The 25,448-nt window shown below is 51.6% G+C and carries 23 protein-coding genes; 14 read left to right on the top strand and 9 right to left on the bottom strand.

What is annotated here, in order from left to right; translation table 11 throughout:
* Window positions 1–221: 221 nt before the first annotated feature.
* The 5 genes from CCY01nite_RS24060 to CCY01nite_RS24040 all read right to left on the bottom strand — a co-directional run bounded on the left by CCY01nite_RS24060 (window position 222) and on the right by CCY01nite_RS24040 (window position 4,735).
* Window positions 222–1,502: an alpha/beta fold hydrolase gene (locus tag CCY01nite_RS24060; RefSeq protein WP_146867103.1), complete on the bottom strand. Its 1,281-nt coding sequence runs from the start codon at window positions 1,500–1,502 to the stop codon at window positions 222–224.
* Between the two features lie 16 nt (window positions 1,503–1,518).
* Window positions 1,519–2,076 carry a hypothetical protein gene (locus tag CCY01nite_RS24055; RefSeq protein WP_146867101.1) on the bottom strand — a complete coding sequence of 186 codons (558 nt, stop codon included), beginning with the start codon at window positions 2,074–2,076 and terminating at the stop codon, window positions 1,519–1,521.
* 72 nt (window positions 2,077–2,148) lie between these two features.
* Complete coding sequence (locus CCY01nite_RS24050) at window positions 2,149–3,183, bottom strand: fatty acid desaturase family protein (protein WP_146867099.1); 1,035 nt, start codon at window positions 3,181–3,183, stop codon at window positions 2,149–2,151.
* 9 nt (window positions 3,184–3,192) lie between these two features.
* Window positions 3,193–4,083 (bottom strand): lysophospholipid acyltransferase family protein, encoded by an 891-nt coding sequence (locus CCY01nite_RS24045; protein WP_246130031.1) that lies wholly within the window; start codon window positions 4,081–4,083, stop codon window positions 3,193–3,195.
* Window positions 4,084–4,288: 205 nt separating this feature from the next.
* On the bottom strand, window positions 4,289–4,735 hold the full coding sequence (locus CCY01nite_RS24040; protein WP_146867098.1) for an SRPBCC family protein: 447 nt from the start codon (window positions 4,733–4,735) through the stop codon (window positions 4,289–4,291).
* Window positions 4,736–4,955: 220 nt separating this feature from the next.
* On the opposite strand from CCY01nite_RS24040, the gene CCY01nite_RS24035 reads away from it, so the two are divergent.
* The 5 genes from CCY01nite_RS24035 (at window position 4,956) to CCY01nite_RS24015 (ending at window position 8,024) form a co-directional block, all read left to right on the top strand.
* The gene (locus tag CCY01nite_RS24035) at window positions 4,956–5,399 is read left to right on the top strand and encodes a DinB family protein (RefSeq protein ID WP_146867096.1); all 444 of its coding nucleotides are present in this window, start codon (window positions 4,956–4,958) and stop codon (window positions 5,397–5,399) included.
* Window positions 5,400–5,453: 54 nt separating this feature from the next.
* The gene (locus tag CCY01nite_RS24030) at window positions 5,454–5,852 is read left to right on the top strand and encodes a hypothetical protein (RefSeq protein ID WP_146867095.1); all 399 of its coding nucleotides are present in this window, start codon (window positions 5,454–5,456) and stop codon (window positions 5,850–5,852) included.
* A gap of 190 nt (window positions 5,853–6,042) precedes the next feature.
* Complete coding sequence (locus tag CCY01nite_RS24025) at window positions 6,043–7,029, top strand: SDR family oxidoreductase (protein ID WP_146867093.1); 987 nt, start codon at window positions 6,043–6,045, stop codon at window positions 7,027–7,029.
* A gap of 30 nt (window positions 7,030–7,059) precedes the next feature.
* Window positions 7,060–7,395: a four-helix bundle copper-binding protein gene (locus tag CCY01nite_RS24020; RefSeq protein WP_146867091.1), complete on the top strand. Its 336-nt coding sequence runs from the start codon at window positions 7,060–7,062 to the stop codon at window positions 7,393–7,395.
* Between the two features lie 29 nt (window positions 7,396–7,424).
* Window positions 7,425–8,024 carry a flavodoxin family protein gene (locus tag CCY01nite_RS24015; RefSeq protein ID WP_146867089.1) on the top strand — a complete coding sequence of 200 codons (600 nt, stop codon included), beginning with the start codon at window positions 7,425–7,427 and terminating at the stop codon, window positions 8,022–8,024.
* Between the two features lie 66 nt (window positions 8,025–8,090).
* Here the strand turns inward: CCY01nite_RS24015 and CCY01nite_RS24010 are convergent, their stop codons facing one another.
* Window positions 8,091–9,875, bottom strand: coding sequence for a DUF4091 domain-containing protein (locus CCY01nite_RS24010; RefSeq protein ID WP_146867087.1), 1,785 nt, complete (start codon window positions 9,873–9,875; stop codon window positions 8,091–8,093).
* A gap of 177 nt (window positions 9,876–10,052) precedes the next feature.
* On the opposite strand from CCY01nite_RS24010, the gene CCY01nite_RS24005 reads away from it, so the two are divergent.
* The 3 genes from CCY01nite_RS24005 (at window position 10,053) to CCY01nite_RS23995 (ending at window position 15,265) form a co-directional block, all read left to right on the top strand.
* Entirely contained in the window at window positions 10,053–10,991 is a 939-nt protein-coding gene (locus CCY01nite_RS24005) for an alpha/beta fold hydrolase (RefSeq protein ID WP_146867085.1), read from the top strand.
* Between the two features lie 234 nt (window positions 10,992–11,225).
* On the top strand, window positions 11,226–13,811 hold the full coding sequence (gene ppsA, locus CCY01nite_RS24000; protein WP_146867084.1) for a phosphoenolpyruvate synthase: 2,586 nt from the start codon (window positions 11,226–11,228) through the stop codon (window positions 13,809–13,811).
* A gap of 47 nt (window positions 13,812–13,858) precedes the next feature.
* Window positions 13,859–15,265 (top strand): sulfatase family protein, encoded by a 1,407-nt coding sequence (locus CCY01nite_RS23995; protein WP_146867082.1) that lies wholly within the window; start codon window positions 13,859–13,861, stop codon window positions 15,263–15,265.
* 2 nt (window positions 15,266–15,267) lie between these two features.
* On the opposite strand, the gene CCY01nite_RS23990 is transcribed toward CCY01nite_RS23995, so the two are convergent.
* Window positions 15,268–16,125 (bottom strand): AraC family transcriptional regulator, encoded by an 858-nt coding sequence (locus CCY01nite_RS23990; protein WP_186831235.1) that lies wholly within the window; start codon window positions 16,123–16,125, stop codon window positions 15,268–15,270.
* Window positions 16,126–16,250: 125 nt separating this feature from the next.
* Between CCY01nite_RS23990 and CCY01nite_RS23985 the strand changes: the two genes are divergently transcribed.
* The 5 genes from CCY01nite_RS23985 (at window position 16,251) to CCY01nite_RS23965 (ending at window position 21,229) form a co-directional block, all read left to right on the top strand.
* A complete protein-coding gene (locus CCY01nite_RS23985; RefSeq protein WP_146867078.1) occupies window positions 16,251–17,072 on the top strand; it encodes a phytanoyl-CoA dioxygenase family protein in 822 nt (273 codons plus the stop codon).
* A gap of 92 nt (window positions 17,073–17,164) precedes the next feature.
* The gene (locus CCY01nite_RS23980; RefSeq protein ID WP_146867076.1) at window positions 17,165–17,788 is read left to right on the top strand and encodes a bifunctional 4-hydroxy-2-oxoglutarate aldolase/2-dehydro-3-deoxy-phosphogluconate aldolase; all 624 of its coding nucleotides are present in this window, start codon (window positions 17,165–17,167) and stop codon (window positions 17,786–17,788) included.
* Between the two features lie 71 nt (window positions 17,789–17,859).
* Window positions 17,860–19,008, top strand: a complete 1,149-nt coding sequence (gene dgoD, locus CCY01nite_RS23975; RefSeq protein WP_146867074.1) for a galactonate dehydratase — start codon at window positions 17,860–17,862, stop codon at window positions 19,006–19,008.
* Between the two features lie 21 nt (window positions 19,009–19,029).
* Window positions 19,030–20,310: an MFS transporter gene (locus tag CCY01nite_RS23970; protein WP_146867072.1), complete on the top strand. Its 1,281-nt coding sequence runs from the start codon at window positions 19,030–19,032 to the stop codon at window positions 20,308–20,310.
* Window positions 20,303–21,229 (top strand): 2-dehydro-3-deoxygalactonokinase, encoded by a 927-nt coding sequence (locus CCY01nite_RS23965; RefSeq protein WP_186831234.1) that lies wholly within the window; start codon window positions 20,303–20,305, stop codon window positions 21,227–21,229. Before CCY01nite_RS23970 ends, CCY01nite_RS23965 begins: the two co-directional genes overlap by 8 nt.
* Here the strand turns inward: CCY01nite_RS23965 and CCY01nite_RS23960 are convergent.
* Entirely contained in the window at window positions 21,210–22,718 is a 1,509-nt protein-coding gene (locus CCY01nite_RS23960; protein WP_222614485.1) for a sulfatase, read from the bottom strand. The two genes, CCY01nite_RS23965 and CCY01nite_RS23960, sit on opposite strands and share 20 nt — an antisense overlap.
* Window positions 22,719–22,796: 78 nt before the next feature.
* On the opposite strand from CCY01nite_RS23960, the gene CCY01nite_RS23955 reads away from it, so the two are divergent.
* Window positions 22,797–23,549, top strand: a complete 753-nt coding sequence (locus CCY01nite_RS23955) for a sialate O-acetylesterase (RefSeq protein WP_246130030.1) — start codon at window positions 22,797–22,799, stop codon at window positions 23,547–23,549.
* Window positions 23,550–23,593: 44 nt separating this feature from the next.
* Here CCY01nite_RS23955 and CCY01nite_RS23950 read toward each other — a convergent pair whose 3' ends face one another.
* Complete coding sequence (locus CCY01nite_RS23950) at window positions 23,594–25,441, bottom strand: sulfatase family protein (RefSeq protein ID WP_146867066.1); 1,848 nt, start codon at window positions 25,439–25,441, stop codon at window positions 23,594–23,596.
* Between the last annotated feature and the right edge of the window lie 7 nt (window positions 25,442–25,448).

The raw sequence follows: 25,448 nt of genomic DNA, 5'->3' as shown, positions 1-25,448 counted from the left end.
CTATCCATTGAACGCCATACCCTCCCACACCATATTTCCAGTCAGATTCCCCGCAAGTGCCCGTGCTTGCGAAGGGTTTGCTATTGCCAGGATATCCCGCTCAGCAGATTTTTCAAACCCACACGAAGAACACACCATCTCCGCCTCAAGTCCACGTATCCCAGTGTGATCCTTCAGCGATCACATACCGATCCGGTACTGATCATAGCATGAACGGCTTATCATCTCTTAAAAAAATCGATCACCGCCCGGTTGAATTCCTGGGGTATTTCGGCCGGCGCATAATGTGAAGCATGCTCAAATATTTTCAATGTTGCGGCCGGTATGCTGTCCGCAATCAGTTTCGTATGGGCCGGCTTGATAACATCCTTCCCCCCTGCCATTACCAGCACAGGGCATTTGATATTTTGTAATGAAGCAGGAGAAATATTTGGTTGCTGAAGAACGAGGTACTTCATTTTTATCGCAAAAGCTGATGAAGGATCATCCTTCTTTTTCAACTGTTTTATCTGATCCCTCACAGCGTCATTCACCCAGTCGTACACGGAACTTTCGTTGTTATAAAGATTAGCGCCCATCACAGCTAGTTTCGCGACCTTTTCAGGATGTTGCATGGCTAATAGCAAACCGGTGATACCCCCGTCGCTCCATCCCAGTATGTTCACGCTGTCGAGCTGCAATGTATTCAGCAGTTCAAACACGTCACCGGCAAACAATTCATATCCTACCGCACCGGTATCCCGTGATGATCTACCATGGCCGCGGGTATCCATGGCTATGACTTTAAATGTCCTCGCGAATGCAGGTATCTGGTGATCAAAGGATGCTATGCTTTCCATCGAACCATGGAGCAATAACAGCGGTTTCCCTTCTCCATATACTTCATAATAAATACGGTGACCATTAATATCGGCATAATGGCCATGCTGGTCATCATGCCCGTACTTCTCTGCGCTTGTGCCGGAGGCGTCTATTAACAGGCTTTGTTTCCCGGAACGGGCTTTATCGGTTGATTTGACAACATTGACCTGCTTCCGTGTATTGGAGAATTTCCAGGCATCGACGCCGGCGGCTTCAAAATTGCCATCCTTCAGCAGGGTATCGTTTTTCTTTACCCAAAGTTTGATATCATCAAAATAGTACCTATCGGGACCACTACCATACAATACGCCTATAGCGAGGCTGCCGGCCTGTTTGTCCAGTTTGCCGGACAATTCGATTTTATTCCACTGTCCGGGTTTGAAGTCCGCGGCAGAAAACTTTCCGACCTTGTTGCTGACCACTTTTCCATTTTCCATGCCAATAGCCATCATGATCGCGCCATATGTGGGCGGAATTTCATCTGCATACAGCCAGCATTCCATGGTAAATGAAGCTCCTTTATAACCGCTTACGTCCACCACCTGGAAGAACGTAGGCGGCGGCCCATCCTGGGACTTTGCTTGCTGTGGGAAGGTCATTATAAAACTGATGATCACTTCCAGGTAAAGAAGACGCTTCATACAGCAGCAAATATAATCAACGCCCGCTGAAAGCAGGCACCTGCAGCTCCCCGCCCGAAGTCTTCAGCTTATCGCTCATCACGCCTGACGCCACCACGTACCTGAAGTTATAAAAAGGCATCAGTGTGGTTTCCAGCCCGTCGGGCACCTGTTTGCCGGTGGTGTTGGCCGTCCAGTAGTAATGAATGGTAAGCGTACCCTGGCGGTATTCGTACGCAAAGTTATGCACCACGTCAGAAGGGGATGCCGCCTGGAACGAAAGCGGCAACGGCATCCAGTTGTGCACGCCTTTCGGGATCATGTATACCAGCACCAGTCCGTTATCAATGACTTCCTTCGTGATCTCGGGGGCCTCTATGGTGATGTATTTGCTGAAATGCAGCTTCACCTGGTTGTTGCCGTAGTCGAGGGCGTAGTGGCCGGGATATTTCCAGGTGGATGCCATCGTCATAATTTTCTTTGCCGTGATGTTGGCGTTGCCATCTTTGCCGACAGGACCGGCGGGGCCTTCTTTCTTGCAGGCGCACAGGGCCATCAGGAGGACAGACGAAAGCAATACAAAAGCATTTTTCATAACTATTGACGGTTTATGGGGTGATTTGATGGACGCAAGCTAGGGATGTCAAATAGTTATGAAGCGAAGGAATTAACGGATGAGGGGTTTCAGTTTACGGCTGCTATCCATTTCGCCAATGAGCTCCTCCCTCCTGACCGCTTTCAAGCCGATCATCATCTGCAATTCCGGGTCCCAGACTTTCAGCTTCAGGCAGGCGCAGATGTCTTTCCACCGCAGAGAGGTGGTGGTAGCGGTCTGCAGCTCGGGAATATTGTTCAAAGCTTCCGGCAAACGATAAAACGGAATGCGGGCATTCAGGTGATGGATATGATGCAGGCCGATGTTCCCCGTAAACCACGCCATCACCGGGTTCATCACCATGTGACTGGAAGATAACAGGGCCGCCTCATCGTAACACCAATCCTCCTTCGTGTTAAAGATCACTCCCGGAAAGTTATGCTGGGCGTAGAACAGGTACGTCCCGATCGCGCAGGCGATAAAAATGGGTGCTAATATTAATAGCAGCCAGGCCGTCCACCCGGCAAGCGCTACAACGATCACCGATGCGGACAAGTGTACCAGCAGGGCTATCAGCGCATCGTAGTGGCGCCTTGGACTAACCACAAAGGAGTTAATGCACATGCCGATGATGAACATGAACAGATAACCGAACAGGATGGTCAGCGGATGCCGTGTAAACAGATACATCGTGCGTTCGCGGCGGCTCATGGCCGCAAATTTTTTGGCCGTTACGATGGGATAAGAGCCGATGCTGGCGCTGTACAGCTTCGAGTTGTGCTGATGGTGGTAATCGTGCGAACGCTTCCAGATGCTGGCCGGCGCCAGGATATAAATACCAAATATGGTCATGATCACTTCGGCGATGGCGCTGTTCTTTAAAATGGAATGATGCTGGTAATCGTGATAGATAACGAACATTCGCACGATCAGCAATCCGGACAGCACGCTGCATGCGATCCGCAGCGGAAGGAAAGGCATAGCCATGGTGGCGGTGAGCGATGCGATGAGCAGCCCTAACGTGGATATAGTATACCACCAGCTCAGGGCGCGTTGTTCCCGCGCATAGGGCTTGGTGGCCAGGATAAGTTGTTTTCCTTCTAACATTACCTTCTTTTAAGCAGTTGCGGTTGTGTTGGTTCTTTTATGTTTCCATCTCCGGTGCGACCATAGCCAGGTGGCCGGCTGGCGGACGATGTCGGCTTCCAGCCTGGCGGTATGCAGGGCGGTAACGTTCCCCGGCGGCTCAAGGGCCGGTGATTCCACCAGTACCTCGGCGGATACCGTATAATATCCCCGTTTGATGCGGGTAACGGAAACATATACCACCGGGTAGTTCATTTTTGACGCGATGCGCTCCGTACCGGTAAATACCGGTGTGTCCTGTTGCAGGAACGTCAGCCATTGGGCGTTGTCCGGCCGCGGCGACTGATCGGCGATAAGCGCCGTGGCGTTGATCTCTCCTTTCAGCTTCACCATTTCCCGGAAAGTTTCCTGCATGGCGATCAGTTTGGTCCCGAAGCGTGTGCGCATCCTGTACATCAGCCCGTTGTAATGTTTATTCGCCAGCGGATGGTACACCACGTACAGTTGCTGCGGGCATAAAATGCTGAATGTATTGCCGGCCCACTCCCAGTTGCCTTTGTGCCCCATCACCAGCACCACGCTTTTGCCTTCGGCATGCAGGCGCGTAAACAGGGCCACGCTTTCCTCCGTTAAAGCGCAATGCTTTATCATGGCGGATTTGCTGATCGTTAATGTTTTAAAGGTTTCCAGGAACAGATCGCAGAAGTAGCGGTAGAAATCACGGCGGATCTTCTCCCGTTCTGCGGCCGTTTTTTCCGGGAATGCATTTGCCAGGTTTTGCCGCACCACTTTTTTACGGTAGCCCACCACATAATAGAGAAGACAGAAAAATACGTCCGAAAGCAGGTATAGCAGCGGAAAGGGAAGGATACTAATAAGGTACACTACCGGTATAAGCAGGTAGTAAAAAATAATACTCAAAATGGCATAAGTTGTAGGTACAATAAAGTACAAACTTACCTGACTAAATATGAATATAAATCAGGGCTTGTGCGGCTAATATATAATAATATTGATCGATATTATAGCTTTTTGAAAAATATTGCATTTTGACGGGAAATAAAAAGCCGCATAAATCGTATGATTCACGCGGCTTTTACATTAAACGTATGGAATGATCGTCCAATCAGGCATCCGGTATCTCGGGCTCCACCAGCTTCGCCAGCTTTTCCAGCGACTCCTGCCAGCCCAGGTAACACATTTCCGCGGGTATGGCATCCGGAATCCCTTCCTGCGTAATCTTTATCTCCGTACCGGCAATCGTGTTCCGGAGCGAAACGGTAGTGATCATTTCTCCCGGCAGGTTGGGATCATCGAATTTATCGGTGTATTTCAGAAACTCGTTCGGTTTGAGTTCCAGGTATGCGCCACCGAATGAATGACTGTTCCCGGTGGAAAAGTTCTGGAATGACATCCGGTAAGTGCCACCGGTCTTTGCATCCATTTCATGAACGGTACAAAGAAACCCGTAAGGAGGCAACCAGGAAGCGATAGCAGTGGCTTCCGTAAATGCGCGGTATACTTTTTCCGGCGAAGCTTTAAGCACTCTGTGCAGCGAAACATTGTTTGACATAACATATGCATTTGCTTCCTACTCATCTGGCTTTTCGGTTCCGCCCGTTTTTTGAAGTGGTAGCTGCTCCACTTACTTCCTTTTTATATCCGCTTTTGTTCCGGTTTGTGTACTTTTAGGTTAGCGGTTGAACAAAGTTAAAACGGAGGAGTGACGCCAGTCAGGTGTATATACGCCAATCTGAAGGCATTTTGCGACTATCTAAAAACAACAACAATCCATGAGGAATTTCTTTAAAGAGCTATTTGCATACAATCACTATACGAATCAGAAATTGGGAGATGCTTTTAACGCAAACACAGATAAAACCTCCGAAAAAGCGATAAAACTTTACAGCCACATCCTGAATGCGCATCATATCTGGAATAACAGATCGGAATCCGGCAGCCCTGTTTTCGGGGTTTGGGATGCTCATCCTGTTGAGGATTTCAAGCGTATTGATAAAGAGAACTATGAACGCACATTGCTGATAATCGATCAGCTCGATCTGGACAGCATGGTTACTTACAGCATAAAAGGCAAGCCCTTCCGTAAAGCGGTCCGGGAGCTGTTATTCCACGTCATTAACCATTCCACTTATCACCGGGGGCAAATAGCCACAGAATTCCGGCAAAGCGGGATGGAGCCTTTGGTGACTGAGTATATTCTCTATGAAGGAGCCTGACACAGACATTTTGCCCTCTGGCTAATTACATTCTCAATTATTTACACTCTTATTATGGACTATCTTGATGATTTTGATGACGCTGTACCTTCCCTTTATTCGAGAACCCTGGTGTTTCTCTATTCGTTTTGTTTAACTCCTCTTGGAGGGGCCGTTTTGATGTCCATCAACCTGATAAAGGTTAAGAAGCCGATAAATATTATCTGGCTTGTTATCATAGCTTTATTCCTTGAAATAGGGCATTTGGCAGTAATGGCATATTTTGATCTGACAATGTTGACGTTTTTTATTCCATTGCTTTTGGGGGCTATTTTGCTTGCATTTCCGGTTTGGAATATGTTGCTAAAAAGGGTTTATTATAAAAAGAAAAAACTTTTGGTACCAACAATCATTTTGGTTCTTATCTGGCTTTCGTTGGTAATCCTCAATTTTATCGATTTTACAGGTCAATAGACAATTGATTCCTGGCGTTGTAGCGCCAGTACCCGGTTTGTCGTTGAAAATCCTCACTTCACCAGCCAGTTGCAATATGCCAGTCTGTGCAACAAATTGAGTAGCAGTAATAAAGAACAGATCATTTCTGTATGGCCCCTTTTTAGCGGAGTGCTGGTAAAACCCAGGCACACCACTCAATTACTGCGCTATGTTAGACATAAACAAGATGAGCCGCCGCAAGGCTATAGGAAGCATCGCTGCATTGGCCGCGGCTCCCGGCATTGTAATCGCCTCCAACCCGTCATCTGGCGCTACGCAGCCAGAAAATCCTTTGACCAAATATCCAAAGCCTCCGTTCCAGCGGCAGCAACAGCCCTGGCCTGGACTGGCAGGTAAAATGACTCCACGCCCCGATCATGGGGAGTCCAGCTATAAAGGTAGCGGCAGGCTCACCGGCAGAAAAGCGCTGATCACTGGTGGAGATTCGGGCATGGGGAGGGCTGCGGCTATAGCTTATGCGCGGGAGGGAGCCGACGTTGCGATCAGCTACCTGCCTGACGAGAAACCTGACGCGCAGGAGGTTGTGGAGCTGATCAGAAAGGCCGGCCGCAAGGCAGTGGCCATCCCCGGAGATATCCGTACCGAGCAGGTCTGTAAGGACATGGTCGCCAAAGCGGTAGCGGGGCTTGGGGGGCTGGACATTGTTGTCTGCAACGCCGCGCGCCAGCAAACAAGAGCTTCCATCCTGGATGTGACCACGGAAGATTTTGACGCCACCATGAAAACGAACGTTTACGCGCCATTCTGGATCATCAAGGCGGCCCTGCCGCATCTGCAGCCGGGCTCGTCCATCATCGGCACCTCTTCCGAACAGGCTTACGACCCCTCCGGAGAACTATACGATTACGCACAAACCAAGGCCGCCACAACGAATTACGTTAAGTCACTGGCAAAGCAGCTGGCGCCAAAAGGCATCCGCGTAAACGGAGTGGCGCCAGGTCCGATCTGGACACCCTTACAGGTAAGCGGCGGCGCTACGATGGAAAAGCTTGAGACATTTGGTGGCAATACGCCATTGGGACGGCCTGGACAGCCGGTAGAGCTGGCGTCTATATACGTGCAACTGGCTGCAAACGATGCAAGCTTCAGCACAGGCCATATATATGGTGCTTCCGGCGGCGGCGGCAATCCGTAAAACCATTTCGTCACTATAAACTAATAGCATATGTCCGGATACCACGAATTCAGGGAATGCATCGATCTCTGCCTGCAATGCGCCGCGGTTTGCAACCACTGCGCCAGCTCCTGCACGCAGGAACCCGATGTGGCGCACATGGCGCGCTGCATTCAGCTCGATATGGAATGCGCCGCGCTTTGCTACGCCAGCGCTCAGCTCATGAGCCTCGGCAGCGGCCACGCTACAAGACTTTGCGTGATCTGCGCGGATGCCTGTGAGGCTTGCGCGGAAGAATGCGGCAAGCACAACAACGAGCACTGCCGGGAATGCGCGGATATCTGCCGGCGCTGCGCGGAGGCTTGCAGAGCCATGAACGAACGCTGACCGCATCATCAACACCAAAACGAATGACCATGAAAGCGATCATATTATGCGGCACCCTGCGTAAGGAAGGCCATTCCAATACCGTCACGCTGTCGCAATTCTTTGCCCGTTATCTCGAAGACCAGCAGGTGGAATATGAGATCATCCGGTTGGTGGCGCATCATATCACACCGGGCACCGCCAGCGATCTCGGCGATCCCGACGACGCCTGGCCGCAATTGCTGCGAAAAACACTGGAAGCGGACATTGTGATCTTCGCCACCCCTATCTGGTGGGGCTCCCATTCCTCCGAAATACAAAAGGTGATAGAGCGGCTCGATGCGCTGCATGACAAGCTCATGAAAGGCCAGCCTTCGGGACTGGAAAACAAGGTGGGAGGCATTATCATCACCGGCGATTCGGACGGGGCGCAGCACATCATCGGCACCATCGGCAATTTTTACAACGCCATCGGCCTGCAGCTGCCGCCGTTCGCCACGCTCAGCGTGATGATCAAAGAACATGGCAAAGATCAATATCCCTCGGAAGAACAGCTGCTGAAGATCTACCGGGAAAAATATGATAAAACAGCGCGTAAAATGGCGCAGGCGTTGTTCAGTGCTGTCCGGGAATTGCATGCGGTGTACTGATAGAACAGCCCGGCGTAAAAAAAAGGGAAGAGCAGCCCCTTCCCTTTTCTCCATGTACGTTTTATATTATTTTGATAAAGATGCCGAAATGCTGTTCACCAGCTGCTTCGCCGCATTCAGATCATCATTCCAGCCCTCGTAGCGGGAATGGCTGTTCAGCTTGGCGATAGCGGCATTCAGCGCTTTCAGCCTGCTGTGGTCCTGCTTTTGTTCCAGCAATTTTTTTACGATCTGCACCTTCTCGTAATCCTGTATGCCTTCCACCAGACGCTCATACCGGATGGAGCTTCTGGCTTGCGGATAGGTAATATAGGTGTCTCCCGCCGGCCAGGTCCTGAACCTGGAATCAACGAGCGGGTTCTCTACCCATGAATTGAAAGCCCAGCGCAGCACGCCATCATAGCCCGCGGCCAGTGCATACCAGCCGGCATACGTAGATTCGGCGGGGTCTGAAAAGGTAAATTGATTGGGAAAGTTATTGCCGCAATAAATATAAAAGGTAGTGTTCAATCCCTTGCTTCTGCGCTCCGCGAGGTCTTTTGGATCTATGGGATGATGCACCGCGGTGCTCACGTCCTGGCTGTTGGGATACCGTTTGTAGGTCTTTTGATTGTCCGCATAAGCAACGCCAAGCGAGGGCGCCACCTTTTCTATCAACGCAAAGGCCGCTCCCATTTCATCTTTATTCCTTTCATCCAGGGCTATGTTGGTGATTTCCAGCCAGCCTTTCTGTTGCAGGTGCTTTGCAAAGTCCTTCAGGAAAGGCTCCCACATGGTGGTAAACTCCGGCGTGCCGGGTTTGGCGACTACATCCACGAACTTGCCGGTGGCGGCGTCCTTATAATGGATCTCGTTGTTCCAGGGAACGATGGAATAGCAGTTGATCATCTTTTTGATCCCCATATTCATCATAAAAGACACCCATTTATCAAAAACCTGGTAGTCGTAAGACCAGCTTCCATCCTTTTCCTTCGTCCAGATGATCATATCCTCGTAAGGATCGTAAGTCTGCACATGCCAGGGATCTTTATTCAGGGTAGCGGTGATCACTTTCTGCCCGGCATCCGCCAGCATCTGCATCTGCGGCTTCAGGGCTTCAAAATGCGCTTCGCTCCACACCGGTACGTTATTGACACGGGCAACAGCGGAGGGATGCTGCCATTGGTCCAGGTGGAAGGTCCAGGCAGACGGCTCCGGCAGCAGCATGTCTATAACGTCGAGGGATATATTCAGTTCCTGCTGCTTGCCACCGGGAGCGGTTATTTGCACCTTTCCCGCATAGGCGCCCTTTTCGGCGTTCCGGGGGATTTCGATGGTGATCCAGACAGGTCTTGTTTTTTTCTTTTCCAGGTTGAAGGATGAAAGATCGTCCAGCATGTCCGGCGACAGCGAGGCTGCAAAGTCTCCCGGCTTACGTTTCCCGCATCCCGGGCCGAACTCATCGGTAAGAATATAACGCTCAAACCGGGCATAGGCAATTGCTCCGAGCTGCTTTCCGTTTTTGGATGTAAAGCCGGACAGCTGCACTTTCACGCCGGGAATGGAGTCGGTAGTCCAGAGCAGCAGCTGGGCGGACAGCCGCTCCCCTTTCCAGCCCTTTACATGCACGGAGCGCTCCATGCTCACTTTCGGCGCTTCAGATTTAGCATAACGTTTGTCGATGGAAACGAAGGAACTGTGCAAGCCCGGCTTTACCGGCCGCCAGCTTTGATCATCCACCTTTACGGGGTCGCTTGCTTCTATAAATGTTTGCCCTTTATCCCACTGTGGCTCCTGGCAAAATCCGGCGCTGGTCATTCCTGTTAAGGTCCCTGCATAAATTAGCTGATAGAACGTTCTTTTTGCATTCATAGATTGAGTAGCAGTTTTACTTTCTTTTAAATGGTTTCGAATAAAACTACAAAAAGTTTCATTCTGTTGCAACGTATTCCGTTTTATTGTCGCTATTCCCCCTATGATTGTCGTATATGCACAGCGATTACGATAGCGTCGTTGCCGAGATTTGTATCCTAAACAAATAAACACGATATGAATAAGCAAATTATAACCGGTTTCGCAGCCGCTATGATGATTACGGCGGCAATATCCTGCCAGCCGCGCCAGAAAGAACCGCAAAAAGTTCCGGCAGAAACAGGGGAAACAACCGTCGGCCAAAGCGCAAAGCCGGCTGAAAGCGGGTATGCGGACGTGAACGGGCTGAAGATGTATTATGAGGTATACGGCGAGGGCAAGCCCATCGTGCTGCTGCATGGCTCTTTTATGAATATCCCCCTGAACTGGTCGCAAATCATTCCGCTGCTGGCGGACGACCGGAAAGTAATAGTGGCTGAAATGCAGGCCCACGGCCGCACAAAAGATATACCGCGGGAGTTTAGTTATGAGGGGATGGCGGACGATGTATCCGGACTGCTTAAACATCTGAAAATAGACAGTGCGGACATACTGGGATACAGCATGGGCGGCGGCATCGCCTTCCAGTTTGCCGTGCGCCATCCTGAGCAGCTGCGCCGGCTCGTGGTGCTGTCAGGCACCTATGCGCATGATGGCTGGTGGCCCGAGGTAGAAGCCAGTTATGCTACGTTCACGCCTGAAATGTTCAAAGGCACGCCGATACAAAAGCAATACGACAGCCTGGGGAATGATCCGGCGCGTTTTCCTGAATTTGTAAAAAAGGTGCTCAGCATTGATCTGAAGCCTTATGACTGGTCGGAAGAAGTAAAAAAGATACAGGCCCCGATGCTCATGGCTATTGGCGATGCCGACGGCGTACGGTATGAACATGCGCTTGAACTGTTTCGCGCCAAGGGCGGCGGGAAAATGGGCGACATCAACGGACTGCCGGAGTCCCGCCTCGCTATACTGCCGGGCACCACGCATATTGGCATGATGTTGCGGACGGACTGGTGGATACCGATGGTCAAAGACTTCCTGGATGCCGATCTGCATGCGCCCCCTCCTACTTTCTGAAGAACGCCCCGCAATGAAAATGCCCCAGGAAGCGCCAGGCTTTTTGGGGCATTTTCATAACAAAGAGGAGCGGCTTTTTATTTTGATTAGGTCTTCACCGATCCCTTTATTTTGAAGGAAAACGCCCCCGTTTTCATCATTATTGTGCGCAAAAAAATATAGTTCGAAAACGCTGTTTTCGCGCTTTTCGCCTTGTACTTTTGGGCTTTCCATACTCCCAAAATTCATCAGCATATGAGCACGTATGTACTTGAACTATCCCACATCAACAGCACAAAGTTGACGCTCGCCGGTGGCAAAGGCGCTAACCTTGGCGAGCTGTCACGGATCAGGGGAATACAGGTGCCGGCGGGGTTTTGCATAACCACCGAAGCGTATAAAAAAATAAATAGCCGGGAACTTGATCATCTGCTGGATGAGTTAACACATTTCAAAGCGGAAGACAGGAAGCAGATCAGCGCGGTCAGCGCAAAGATCCGCATGATCATTGAAAGCACCCCCATTCCCGCGGATATAGCGGAAGAGATTGCAGTTTATCTTGCAAAGTTCGATGAGCACGATGCCTTCGCCGTACGTTCCAGCGCTACGGCGGAAGACCTGCCCGCCGCCTCCTTCGCGGGGCAGCAGGATACCTATCTGAACATCACCGGTAAAGCGGCCATCCTGCAACATATCAACAAATGCTGGGCTTCGCTGTTTACGGACCGCGCGGTCATCTACCGGATACAAAACGGGTTTGACCACCGGCAGGTGTACCTGGCCGTCATCGTTCAGCAAATGGTGTTCCCGCAGGCTTCGGGGATCATGTTTACCGCCGATCCCGTTACTTCCAGCCGCAAGGTGTTGTCTATCGATGCCGGTTTCGGACTGGGAGAAGCGCTGGTTGCCGGCCTGGTATCTGCCGATTGCTATAAAGTACAGGATGATCAGATCATTGACAAGATGATCGCCAACAAAAAACTGGCTGTCCATCCACTGAAAGAAGGCGGAACGGAAACGCAACCGGTAAGTCCTGATCAGCAAAAAGCACAAACATTAACGGATCTGCAAATTTTACAGCTGGCACGTATAGGAAGACAGATCGAAGCGCATTTTGGTTGCCCGCAGGACATCGAATGGTGTTTGGCGGATGATGTATTTTATATGGTTCAAAGCCGGCCGGTCACTACGCTGTATCCCATCCCGGAAGCGGATGACCGGGAAAATCATGTTTATATATCCGTCGGCCACCAGCAGATGATGACCGATCCGATAAAGCCATTGGGACTGTCCTTTTACCTGTTGGTAACCCCTGCTCCCATGCGTCAGGCCGGCGGAAGGCTGTTTGTGGATGTTACCAATATGCTGGCTTCGCCCGCCGGCAGAAAAACGCTCCTCGACTCCGCGGGAAAATCAGATCCGCTTATAAAAGACGCCCTGATGACCGTCATGGAGCGGACAAATTTTATTAAGCCCGCGCCGGATGACGCCGATAAAGTCCCCCGCTCTTTGCGCTCCCAGCCACCAGTCGAAAACGATCCCGCGATCGCTGCAGACCTGATCCGCGCCAACCAGGCATCGGTAGAAACGCTGAAGCAAAACATCCGGGCAAAATCAGGACCGGAGCTGTTTGACTTTATCCTGGAAGATATCAAGGAATTGAAAAGGATTTTATTTGATCCGCAGAACGTGGCGGTGATCATGGCCGGGATCAATGCAGCCTCGTGGATCAATGAGAAAATGGAGGAATGGCTGGGAGAAATGAACGCGGCGGACACGCTTTCGCAGTCCGTGCCCAACAATGTTACGTCGGAAATGGGGCTGGCGTTATTGGATGTTGCGGATGCGATTCGCCCCTATCCCGCTGTAATCGATTATTTACAACATGTAAAGGATGATGGCTTCCGGGATGGATTGGAAAAACTGGATGGCGGGCCCGAAGCCCGGAGTGCTATTGATGCCTATCTTGACAAATACGGGATGCGCTGCGTTGGTGAGATCGACATCACCAGGACCCGCTGGAGCGAAAAGCCCGCTACCCTGATCCCCATGATCCTCAGCAATATCAGGAACTTTGCGCCCAATGCCAGCCAGCAGCGATTTGAGCAAGGGCGGCAGGAAGCGCTGAAAAAAGAACAGGAATTGCTGGACCGCCTGAAGCAGCTGCCGGACGGCGCGCAAAAGGCCGGGGAAGCCAAACACATGATAGACCAGATCCGGAATTTCGCCGGTTACCGGGAATATCCCAAATACGGCATTGTCAGCCGTTACTTCGTTTACAAGCAGGCGTTGTTGAAAGAAGCCGCGCAGCTCGTGCAGGCCGGCATTATGCACGAAAAAGAAGACATCTATTATCTCTCTTTCGAAGAACTGCACGAAACCGTCCGCACCCGCAAGCTGGACGGTCAGATCATCCCCCAACGGAAAGAAGCCTGGAAACGATATGAAAAGCTCACGCCGCCGCGTGTGATCACGTCTGATGGTGAGATCATAACGGGCAGGTATAAACGGGAAAACCTTCCGGCCAACGCCATTATCGGCCTGCCTGTGTCTTCCGGCGTTATTGAAGGGCGGGCGCGTGTTATCCTGGATATGGAAGATGCAGACCTGGAAGAGGGCGATATATTGGTCACCACTTTTACCGATCCCAGCTGGACGCCCCTCTTCGTATCGGTGAAAGGGCTGATCACCGAAGTAGGCGGACTGATGACCCATGGCGCCGTTATCGCGCGGGAATACGGCCTGCCGGCGGTTGTTGGCGTGGAGAACGCGACTACGCTGATCAAAGACGGGCAACGTATCCGCGTGCACGGAACGGAAGGTTATGTGGAGATACTATAATTAAAATGTTTTTATTATGTTTATCGTCCATCGTAAAAACGGAACAGATGCAACCTCAACACAAATGGAAACTGAAGATATCACTGGCAGTTGTTATCGCGGCGGTAGCGCTGTGGACAGGCCGGCATCCCGCTTATTCCGTAACGCATGCGCGGCCGGACAGCAGGCCCAACATCATTTTCGTTCTGACGGATGATATGGGCTTCAGTGACATCGGCTGTTTCGGCGGGAAATTTGTTCCTACGCCTAATATAGACTGTCTTGCCAAAGAAGGCAGGATGTTTACGCAATATTACAGCGCAGCGCCCATTTGCTCGCCGTCCCGGGCGGGATTATTGACCGGCATGTATCCCGGCAGGTGGAATTTCACCACCTTCCTGCATACAAAGAAACACAACCGGGACGCTGAACAGGCGGATTTTCTCGACCCCTCCGCTCCCTCCATCGCCCGTTTCTTTAAAAATGCCGGTTATGCCACCGGGCACTTCGGCAAATGGCATCTCGGCGGAGGCAGGGATGTGAAGAATGCTCCGGGCTTTGAACAGTACGGGTATGATGAACACGCCAGCACTTATGAAAGCCCGGACGCCGATCCGCTTCTTACCGCCACCAACTGGATCTGGTCTGATAAAGACAGCATCAAGCGGTGGGACCGCTCGAAGTATTTCGTGGATAAAACGCTGGATTTCCTCAGCAGGCATAAGAACAAGCCCTGCTTTGTAAACCTCTGGCCCGATGATATTCACACGCCCTGGGTGCCGCGGAAAGACCCGGAATACACCGGCCAATACCCGATGAACCGCGAGGAAGAAGCCGCCTTCAAGCTGGTGCTGAAAGAATATGATCTGCAGGTAGGCAGGCTGATGGACGGATTAAAGAAGCTGGGGATGGAAAAGAACACCATCGTGATCTTCACGAGCGACAACGGCCCGTTACCAAGTTTCAGGGGAAGCAGGGCCGGCGGATTGAGAGGAACAAAGCTTTCTTTATATGAAGGCGGTACGCGCATGCCTTTCATCGTAAGCTGGCCGGGGCATATTCCCGCCGGAACGGTTGATGGATCATCCGTGATCAGCGCCATTGATATCATTCCTTCGCTGGCCCGGCTGGGCAATGTTCCCCTACCCAAAGAATACGCCGGCGACGGTATGGACAGAAGCGCCGTGCTGCTGGGTAAACCGGCATCCAGAACGGGCGACCTGTTCTGGGAATATGGCCGCAATAACATTGCATACAGCTATCCCGGCGGCAACAATAAAAGCCCGAACCTGGCCATGCGTTCGGGGGAATGGAAATTATTGATGAATAATGATGGTACGGACATCCAGCTGTACAACATGGTAAAAGACAAGTACGAAACCACGAATGTGGCGGACAGCGAGCCCGCGGTTACCGCGAAGCTGAAAGACAAATTATTAAAATGGCGGAAATCCCTTCCTGAACTGGATCAGTGATCTTACAGCACGCCAAACTGCTGACGGTAATGCAGCGGGCTTAACTGCATCCTGGATTTGAACGTTTTATAAAAATGGGATATATCGCCAAACCCGCTGTCGAAACAGATATCCGAGATCGTTTTGTCTGACTGAATGAGCTGCTGCGTGGCGTAATTGATCCGGTATTCAATCACCGTTTCCATAAAAGTTTTGCGGGTGATCCGCTTGAAGTATTTGCAAAATGCATTCGGCGTCATGCTGGCAATAGCGGCAGCTTCGTTCAATGAAATCTCTTTTCTGAAATTCTCCACGAGGTAAGCGAAGATCGGGCTTATCCTGGCCTGGTTGGCCGGCGAAAGCTCCGCTATCAGCCGTTGCTGATCGAGCAATGCATATTCTTTCGATACCGCCAGCTGCTGCAGTATCTCCAATAGCCGGATCAGTTTTTTGAAATTATTCTTCTCCTCTGTAAGTTCCTTTATCTGTTCCTGCACCGCAGCCCGTGTTCGTTTTATAAACTGTATGCCGCTGCCGCTTCTGTGGAAGAGCTGGTGAATACCGGCCAGTTCAGCTTTATCAAAAAAGCCGTTCCCTAAAAAATCCGGCGTGAACTGTATCACGATAGAACGCGCTGTCTTCGCGTCCGGCTGCAATTTCCAGCAATGCGGCACATGCGGCCCCAGCAATACCAGGTCGCCATCCGAAAAATCCGCCATATTGCTGCCCGCATACCGTTTGCCGCTTCCTTTTACGATCCACGTCAGTTCATATTCCGGGTGAAAATGATAAGGGGCCGCGAACCCTGTTTTCCCGAACGTTCTCAGCAGGAAAGAAGAATTGCCCGCGGGCTGCAGCACTTCATAAGAGGCTTTAAGCATGGCCTTTTTTATTGTAAAGTAAGCATATTTGCCATCAACGGATAAAATACCCCAATAAATTACCAATTTCAGCATTTTTTTCCCGCCGGCAGATGCTTTACTTCGTCATACTAAAACTTGTCAGCATGCAAACCACCACACCCACCCTGCCGGAATTAAATGATACCAGGGAAATTTCCCCCGCACAGGTGGAAGCCTTCCGTAAAAACGGACATATCCTCATCCCCCATGTGCTGGACGCCGGGGAAGTAGCAGCCTACCGCGATGTGATTGTGGATGCCGCCCAAAAGTATAATACGGAGAAAAGGAAGATGGAGGAAAGGGACACCTACGGCAAGGCATTCCTGCAGATCATGAATCTATGGCGGGTAGATGAACGGGTGAGAAAATTTGTGCTGGCCAAACGCTTTGCAAAGATGGCCACAGACCTGATGGGCGTATCCAACGTGCGCATCTACCATGATCAGGCTTTATTCAAAGAGCCTGGCGGCGGCCCCACCCCCTGGCACCAGGACCAGTACTACTGGCCCATCGATACGCATAATACCATTACCATGTGGATGCCGCTGGTGAATATCGATGTGGACATGGGCATGCTCACCTTCGCATCCGGATCGCATAAAAACGGCGTTGTTTTCGATTACGAAATCTCCGATGAATCGGAAGGTGCGTTCAATCAATATGTCAGCCAGCAACAATTCCCCGTTACCCGCGCCTCCACCATGAATGCCGGCGATGCCACCTGGCATTACGGGTATACCATTCACAGCGCGCCCGGCAATAATTCGCCGGACATGCGGGAGGTCATGACGGTGATCTATATCGCGGAAGATGCGAAGATCACGGCGCCCAAACACAAATGGCAGCAAAACGACCATGCCACCTGGCTGATGGGTTTGCCGGTGGGCGGACCGGCGGCGTCCGAATTGAATCCGCTGGTGTTGTAGCGGCATCGAAAACTTTGTGCGGCTGTTGGAAAGGTTGAAAATACACTTAATTATTTCTATCTTTCCACTATTCAATCATACGCACAAATTCCATGTCCACACTCTCTCAAATACTCGAACACAAGATCATTGCTATTATCCGCGGAGTACAGCCGGCAGACGTATTGCCCATCGCGGAAGCCATGCACGCAGGCGGTATCCGCCTATTGGAGGTGACCATGAACTCCCTCGAACCGCTGGCCGTTATTAAAGAAGTGTCCGCCAGCATGGGTGATAAAATGATCATAGGCGCCGGCACCGTGCTGGATGCCGCTACCGCCCGCGAAGCAGCCGCTGCGGGCGCGCGGTTCATTCTTTCCCCTGTACTGGAGCCAGAGGTCATCAAAGCCGCCAGGGACCTGGGCATAGTGAGCATTCCCGGCGCTTACACGGCCACGGAAGTGTATGCGGCCTACAAACTGGGGGCGGACATGATCAAGGTATTCCCCGCCACTTCTCCCGCATATATCAAAGACATTTCCGCACCACTGCCCAAAATGCACCTGCTGCCCACCGGCGGCATTACGCCGGACAATATCAAAGACTTCCGGAAAGCCGGCGCCGCCGGATTTGGTATCGGCAGCGCGCTGGTGAACGCCAAAGCCGCCGTTACGCCGGAGTACCTGCAGCAGCTGACGGAAAAATCGCGTCAGTTCATCAAGGCCATTCAATCCTGAACAAGCACTGCATGAAACGCGAAGCCTTCACTGCCGCAAAACGACTGAAGTAAAAAAGACAATCAACACAGATGAAAATAAAAAGCTACGAACTGTTCCAGGTGCCGCCACGCTGGCTGTTCCTGAAAATAGAAACCGACGAAGGCATTACCGGCTGGGGCGAACCGGTGATAGAAGGAAAAGCCGCCACCGTCAAAGCCGCGGTGGATGAACTGATGGAATACCTGCTGGGCAAAGACCCCATGCATATCGAAGACCACTGGAACGTGATGTACCGCGCCGGCTTTTACCGCGGCGGCCCCATCCTGATGAGCGCTATCGCCGGCATAGACCAGGCGCTGTGGGACATCAAAGGAAAATATTACAACGCACCCGTCTACCAGCTGCTCGGCGGCCTGGCGCGGGACAAAATGAAAGTCTACTCCTGGATCGGCGGCGACCGCCCCGCGGAAGTAGGCGCCGCCGCCCGTAAAATGGCGGAGCAGGGTTTCCTCGCCGTAAAGATGAACGCCACGGAAGAGCTGCAGTATATCGACAGCTATGAAAAGATTGACGCCGCCATTCAGCGCATCGCCGCTGTACGCGACGCGGGGGGGCCGGGCATGGGCATCGGCATAGACTTTCACGGCAGGGTGCACAAGCCCATGGCCAAAATACTGGCGAAGGAACTCGAACCCTTCCGCCCCATGTTCATTGAAGAACCCGTGCTGCCGGAAAACAATGAAGACCTCCGCGAGATCGCGCAGCATGTTGCCATTCCCATTGCCACCGGCGAACGCATGTTCTCCAAATGGCAGTTCAAGACATTGCTGAAAGACGGGTATGCGGACATCATACAGCCGGATGTTTCCCACGCCGGCGGCATCACCGAATGCAAAAAGATTATTTCCATGGCTGAAGCCTTTGATGTAGCCGCCGCCCCGCATTGCCCGCTCGGCCCCATTGCACTGGCCGCCTGCCTGCAGGTAGACGCTACCTGCCACAACGCCTTTATTCAGGAACAAAGTCTTGGCATCCACTATAACCAGGGCAGCGATCTGCTGGACTACCTCACAGATAAAACCGTGTTTCAGTACAGGGACGGATACGTGGATATTCCCTCCCAACCCGGTCTCGGTATCGAGATCAACGAAACGCATGTACGAAAAATGGCCGCGGAAGGACACAACTGGCGCAACCCCGTGTGGCGGCATACAGACGGCAGTGTGGCGGAATGGTAAACACAGACCTGCAATCAAAACATGAAACCTACTAAAATACGCTACCAGGTACTGTTCCTGATATTTGTGAACGTGGTGATCAATTACATGGACAGAAGCAACCTCGCCGTAGCCGCTTCGGAAATAGACAAGGAGTTTAATTTCACACCGGTGCAGCTGGGGTTGATCTTCTCCGCTTTCAGCTGGACGTACCTCGCCTTCCAGATACCGGGTGGCATACTGGTGAACCGTTTCAGCCCGCGCATCCTTTACGCTTTCAGTCTCATCGCATGGTCGATTGCCACGGTATTGCAGGGATTTGCAAAAGGCTTCGCCTCCCTCTTCGGCCTGCGCATGGCCACCGGCGTGTTTGAAGCGCCCGCCTACCCCATCAACAACCGGGTAGTCAGCAACTGGTTCCCGGATAACGAACGTGCTTCCGCCATTGCTGTGTATACCTCCGGCCAGTTCCTGGGCCTCGCTTTCCTGATGCCGGTGCTGTCGAGGATACAGCTGGAAGTAGGCTGGAAAGGACTGTTTGTGGTGACCGGCCTCATCGGTATTGTTTGGGGCATTGTATGGTACCTGTTTTACCGGGACCCGCTCAAACATAAGTCCGTCAATGCCGAAGAGCTGCAGCATATTGAAAGCGGCGGCGGCATGCTCGACAAGCAGCAGGGTGAAAAGAAAACCGCTTTCCGCTGGACGGACCTGAAGGCCGTACTCTCCTACCGCAAGCTCTGGGGTATTTATCTCGGCCAGTTCGCGGTGAACGCCACCACCTGGTTTTTTCTCACCTGGTTTCCGAAATACCTGGTAGATTACCGTGGGCTGGACTTCATCCATTCCGGCTACTGGGCCTCCGTACCATATCTTGCGGCGTTCATAGGCATTTTATGCTCCGGCTTTTTATCTGATTATTTGGTAAAAAAAGGCGTGTCGCCCGCAAAAGCACGCAAGTGGCCCATCATCATCGGCCTGCTGATATCCGCGTGCATACTCGGCGCCAATTATGTACACACGCCCGGGCTCATCATCTTTTTTATGTCCCTCTCCTTCTTTGGAGTAGGCTTCGCTTCCATCACCTGGATATTTGTATCTACGCTCGCGCCGAAACATCTCATCAACCTGACTGGCGGCGTGTTCAACTTCATTGGTCAGCTGGCGGGCATTATTGTACCGATCGTGATCGGCCTGCTCGCGAGTGGCGGCAGCTTTGCGCCGGCACTGGTGTTTGTGGCGGTGTTGGGATTGCTCGGTGCATGCTCGTATATTTTCCTCGTGGGAAATGTAGAACGGATAAAAACGGTGGATGATGAATGAGTATTTTTTAAGTTGCGACTGGGGCACCAGCTCCTTCCGGCTGCGGCTGGTAGCGGCAGGGAGTTTGAAGGTAATCGCGGAAGAACGTTCCGGCGCCGGTATTGCCGGCACTTACCAGCAATGGCAGCAAGCATCACTGCCACGCGAAGATTTTTTTGCTGCGATCATCAACCGCCAGATCGATGTATTAGCGGAAAGAACAAGTATTCCGCTGAAGGACGTGCCGGTAGTGCTGTCCGGCATGGCGTCTTCCAGCATTGGCATGGTAGAGCTTCCCTACAAGGAACTGCCCTTCAGCCTGAGCGGAGCAGATTTGGCCGTGCACAGGTCAGGCCGCTTCATCATTATTTCCGGCGTCTGCAGCGGGCAGGATGTGATGCGTGGCGAGGAAACCAAAATTGCAGGCTGCGCCGCATGGTTACCGGATACGGAAAAGGAACAATTGCTGCTGCTGCCGGGCACGCATGCCAAACACGTGCGCGTAAGTCATCATCAGGCAACAGGCTTTCAATCTTTCATGACGGGAGAATTTTTCGATCTGCTGTCCACCCACAGCGTGCTGGCCGCATCGATAGACCGGAGCAGCGAACTGAATGATGCCGCCCGCGCCAACTTCGCGGAAGGGCTGCAGGCGGGACGGACAGGAAACCTGCTGCACAATGCTTTTATGGTACGCACCAACCAGTTGCTCAAAAACATTTCACCGGCGCAGAATCATTTTTATTTAAGCGGCCTGCTCATCGGCACAGAACTGAAAGAAGTGCCCCCGCACATGCCCGTTTACCTGGTAACGGGACCGCTGCACGCACCGCTGTACACCCTGGCCTGCGAGGTGCTGAACATTCCCGTGGCGGCTGTGATAGATGCGGATGAAGCATTGATACGCGGGCAGCAGGCTGTCATTTCAAATTGGGCTTAACTGGGCGGGCCCGCTGCCACCCATCATGAAGCTGCTGTTTTAATTTTCCGGTCAAAGCAGCATTCGTTGCAATATTGGCGATGTTATTTACTTCATCAGGATCAACCTGGTGGTCATAAAGCTCCGTGGCTTTGATTGCATCCGTTTTAAAATCACGCCATTCCACGTAACGGTAACGGTCTGTTCTGATAGCGTACCCCATTGTTTCAGGTTCGCCCTTGTATTGCCAGGGGCGTGGAAACTGGCTGAACACGGCGCTTTTCCAGGGTTGACCGGGCCTGGTCAATAACGGTACTAAAGAAGTGCCTTCCAATCCTTCCGGAACCGGAAGCCCGCCCAGCTCGGCTAAAGTGGGATATAAGTCTACCAGCTCAACCAGTCCATCAGATTTCACACCGCGTTCTTTCCCCGGCGCCGCAATAATTAAAGGCACCCTGGTGTCGAGTTCATAATTGGTCGCCTTTGCCCACAAATCATTCTCGCCTAAATGAAACCCATGATCGCTCCACAAAACAATAATGGTGTTTTTCGTTAAACCTAAGCGGTCCAGTTCCGCCAGCACCTTTCCGATCTGCGCATCCACATAACTGATCGCGGCATAATAACCGTGCAGCAATTCCCGCTTTTTTGCATCAGGGATCACGTTATTGAATCCAATATCACTATATCCTCTCAGCTCTTCGTTGCGATGCCTGGCATAGACGGGGATATTGGAAGGAAGCGTATACGGAACCGGCAGCGGGATCTTGTTCCGGTCGTAGAGATCCCAGTATTTTTTGGGCGCGCTGAAAGGTAAATGCGGGCGGCGGAACCCTACTGCCAGGAAGAAAGGTTTGTCTTTGATCTTTTTTAAAACCGCCAGCGCCTGATCCGCTACCTGTCCATCTATATAAGCATTATCAGGCACATCCGCCTGTTCCGACGCCGCGGCTTTGGAAGATTTTTTCTGAAGATTTTCCGGCAGCACATATTTTCCCTCTTTTTTCGTTACCGCGGATATTTCCGGCACAGACCACGAAGGCGCATCCTGTGCCTTGGCGGGGTCGTGATAAATTTTACCGACGCTTTGCGTGTGATAACCATTGTTCTTAAAATACTGGGGCAGTGTAATTACATCCGGGATATTGCTGCGAAAATGCGTTTTTAAATCCCAAACCCTTGTTGTATTCGGTCTTCTTCCCGTCATTAAGGAAGTCCGGGAAGGAGAACATACCGCCTGCTGGCAGTACGCCCGGTTGAATACAACGCCCGATCCCGCCAGTTTATCAATATTGGGGCTCTGCACGATCGGATCTGCGTAACATCCTAATTGAGGACGCAGGTCGTCTACTGCAATGAAAAGGATATTGGGTGGCTGTTTATGATGACGGGATCCTTTGTTTATCCGGCAGCTGCTCATTGTGAGCATTGTCATCAGGATCGCTAAAAATGCACGCTTATCTGCGCAGAATATCATGTGCTTATGGAGTTTGAGATTGAAAATAAACATCGGATATTACTTTCGCAAGGATATGTAATACAATTAATATTCCGTAAATATGCATCCATGAATCTAAAAACCGGAAGTTTGTTTGTAGCAATCGTGCTGCTGCTTACTTCATTTTCAAAGCCGGATCAACCCGACCCGAACTTTCATCTCTACCTGTTGGTGGGGCAGTCCAACATGGCCGGGCGGGGCGTCATCACCGATGAATACCGGGACATATCACAACCCAATGTACTGATGCTGAATAAGGAAGGTAAATGGGTCACCGCATCGCATCCCCTGCATTTTGATAAGCCCGCCGTAGCTGGCGTTGGGCCTGGACTTGCATTTGGTCTGGAAATGGCGAAAGCGAATCCCGATGTGCGGATCGGGCTGATCCCCTGCGCCGTTGGCGGCACCGCAATTGAATACTGGGAACCCGGTGCGGTAGACCACGTAACCAAAAAACATCCCTATGACGACGCCGTATCCCGGTTGCGCATAGCGATGAAAAGCGGCGTTATCAAAGGCATCATCTGGCACCAGGGAGAGGGGAACAGCAAGCCTGGCGGATATGAGGACTACCTTAAAAAACTGAAAACGCTCATCGGCCGCCTGCGGAAAGTAGCCCGGGATAAAAAACTGCCCTTTGTTGCAGGAGAACTTGGGCGTTACCGCCATAACTATCAGGTAATAAATGATCAGCTCAAGCAATTGCCCGGGAAAGTAAAAAATACCGCTGTTGCCAGTTCGGAGGGGCTCGTTCACAAGGGAGATAAAACCCATTTCGATGCTGCTTCAGCCACGGAACTGGGCAAACGCTTCGCGGCGCAAATGATCCTCCTGCAGCAATAAATGTATCCTGATCAATAAGTCATATTGGCCTGTTGCTGGTGGTGTCACGGCTCCCTCGACAATGCATTCATCGTAAACCGCAAATCGCTGATCTTCCCCTCATACGTTCCCAGTTTCCCTTCCAGCTCCTCTCCCTGTATCATCCCACAGGTCACATATCCAGCTTTGATCTTCGTCAGATCGCGCTGCAGCTCTTTCGTTAAAACAGTTTCCCCGTTAAACCGCACTTTCAGAACGCCCGTTTCCGATAAGCTGACCAATAATTGCCCCTGATCGGCATCGATCCGCCTGCTTGCTATTTCAGTGCCATCTTTCAATACCAGACCGATCTTATGCTGCCAGGCGTATAGCTTAAAGTTGGAAAAATAATCACACACTATGCCTCCTTTGCCGATCTCTTCCAGGTAAGCGGTGATGAGCAGCGTATCCGGGTTCCATCTTTTTTTATTGAAGGAAAGATCGGACGCGCCCATGTTTTGCCGGATAGTGTAACTCTGATCAAAGAACTGTGGTAGCGGCCCTTCCAGTATCATTTCATCTGTTTCGCCCTGGCGGTTCAGTTCTTTATCCAGCAACTGCGCCAGCTCGCCGGCTTTGCGATGATAAGCGGGGTTGCCGGCGAGGTTCTTAAATTCAACAGGGTCTGTATTCAGATCGAACAGCTCTTCCGGCGGACGATAGCTGTAACGGTTGAGCAGGAACCTGGTCTGCGGATCAGTTTTGGCAGCCGTTATCCAGCTGTCAAAGTAAAATTCGTTCTGTTCTACTTTGTCGATGTGCGTGATAAAACGAACGCCGGGATGATAGTTGCGGATATAATGGAAGCCGTCGCTGGTAATCACCGTCCGCGAGGGCGTGTAGTTGTACCAGAAGTGCGGCTCCACGGAGGTTTCCGCAAAAATGTAAGCATGATGATCTTTCTTTTTGTTGATCAGCACGTTTTTAAACGATTTGCCATCCAGCGCTTCCACCTCTTTCCCACCGCCGAGATCGATCAATGTGGGCGTCAGGTCCACGAGCGATACCAGCGCATCAGATACTGATCCCGCGGCCACTTTCCCCGGCCACCTGACGATCAGCGGCACTTTCAGCCCCTGGTCATACACCGTCCATTTTGCGGAGGGGAACTGTGCACCCTGGTCCGACAGGAACATCACGGCGGTATTGTTTTTTTGTCCCGCTTTGTCAATGGCCTGCAATATCTCTCCCAGCATTTCATCGGCTTTCCCTATGCTTTGATAATAAGCGGCCAGCGCCTTGCGGGTGGCTTTGGTATCAGCGAGATAATCCGGCACTTTTATTTTTTCAGGATCGAAATCTTTATTGGGGAACCAGGGCACATGCGGCACCCAGGGCGCAATGATCAGGCAGATCGGCTGTTCCGGCCGTTCTTTAAAATGCTGCCCGATCATGTTAACGCTTTCCTTCTTGCGGTCCAGCCGGTTCTCCACGGGAAAATACTTCCCGAACTCCTCCCCGATCCTTTCAAACGGAAAATTATGTAGAGGGAATACATCCGTCTTGCCGGAGATCACCACGCGGTAACCCAGCTTTTGCAGGAACTGCGGCAGGTTCCTGGTATTCGGCCTTACCGTAAAATGGTTCATCTGCGAACCGTTGCGGAACGGATACAGCCCTGTAAACATCACGCTCCTGGAAGGCGCGCACATGGGTGATGCCGCATATGCACGGTTGAACCGCATGCCTTCGGCAGCCAGCTTGTCCATGTTGGGCGTTCTCACATCGGTATTGCCATAACAGCCGACATCCTGCTGATTCAGGTCGTCTGTAAGAAAGATGACGATGTTGGGCTTGCTTTGCGCAAACACGGAGGAGAGGTTACAACAAACAGCTAACAGGGCTGTAAAAATGATCTGTGGAAAGGTGGACATGGAAGCG

Origin of the sequence: Chitinophaga cymbidii, from assembly GCF_007992715.1 — a bacterium.
Lineage (GTDB): Bacteria > Bacteroidota > Bacteroidia > Chitinophagales > Chitinophagaceae > Chitinophaga > Chitinophaga cymbidii.
This window is presented reverse-complemented; position numbering and strand designations above follow the sequence as displayed.